The sequence below is a fragment of the Salinicola sp. MIT1003 genome, assembly GCF_001858555.1.
Classification (GTDB): Bacteria; Pseudomonadota; Gammaproteobacteria; order Pseudomonadales; family Halomonadaceae; genus Salinicola; species Salinicola salarius.
Genome location: NZ_MCAP01000050.1, coordinates 1 through 1,044, shown reverse-complemented (window position 1 = coordinate 1,044; position 1,044 = coordinate 1). Strand labels below are relative to the sequence as shown.

Sequence of the window (1,044 nt, the reverse complement as noted above, 5' to 3'; positions counted from 1 at the left end):
GATTTCTTGAGCACCTCGGCGTAGACTTCCAGCGGCGTGCGCCAGTCGAGCGTCTTGCGCGGCCGCGTGTTCAGTGAGTCGGCGATCTCATCGAGTTCTTCCTGGCTGTAGACCGACAGATCCGTGCCCTTCGGCAGATACTGCCGCAGCAGCCCGTTCGTATTCTCATTGGAGCCGCGCTGCCACGGGCTATGCGGGTCAGCGAAGTAGATCGCCGTCCCGGTCTTCTGCGTGATCTCGGCATGCTTCATCATCTCTCTGCCCTGGTCGTACGTCATGGACAGCCGCAGGGCTCGCGGCACTTCATTGAGCTTGTCGCTGAAGCCAACGGCCGCCGCCGTGGCCGTGGTGCCATCCACTTTCGCCAAGATCACCAAGCGTGTGGTGCGTTCCACCAGCGTACCGACGGCGGAGCGATTGTTGGCACCCATGATGAGATCACCCTCCCAGTGGCCAGGCATCAGGCGGTCTTCGATCTCAGGCGGGCGCATGTGGATGCTGACCAGATCGGGAATCTGCTGGCGTCGATCCTTGCCACGACTGCGTGAGCGACGCTTGCCGTTGCCCTGCCGAAGGCAGGCGATGAGCTCTTTCTTGAGACTGCCGCGGGGCATCACATAGAGCGCGTTGTAGATGGCCTCATGCGAGACCTGCCGACGTGAATCGTTGGGAGACATGCGCTTCAGTGTGCGGGCTATCTGTTGCGGTGACCAGCACTTGCGCAGCAAGTGGACCACTACCTCGAAGAGCTCCCCGTCGGGATGCAGCTTGGGGCGCTGGCGTGGCCGATGTCGCGTCAGACGAGCCCGATAGCCCGCCAGGCCGGCATCGTAGCCCTTGATGGGGTCGACCGTATGGCGAGCAATTTCTCGCGACACGGTGCTCGGCGCACGCCCCAGGTGAGTGGCAATGGCCCGGATCGAATGCGTGGCTCGCATCATCATGATGGCGGCTCGGTCTTCAGCAGAGAGATGGCGATAGCAGTAAGTCATGGCAACACCGTACCTGATGGCTCACGTGTTGCACTTGGTCATTGAGACCGCC

The 1,044-nt window shown here is 62.0% G+C and carries 1 protein-coding gene; it reads right to left on the bottom strand.

Annotated features, from left to right (window positions below):
• Positions 1–944, bottom strand: a 944-nt coding sequence (locus BC443_RS14290; RefSeq protein WP_247643294.1) for an IS30 family transposase, incomplete at its 3' end; no start/stop codon positions are given.
• Positions 945–1,044: the final 100 nt, after the last annotated feature.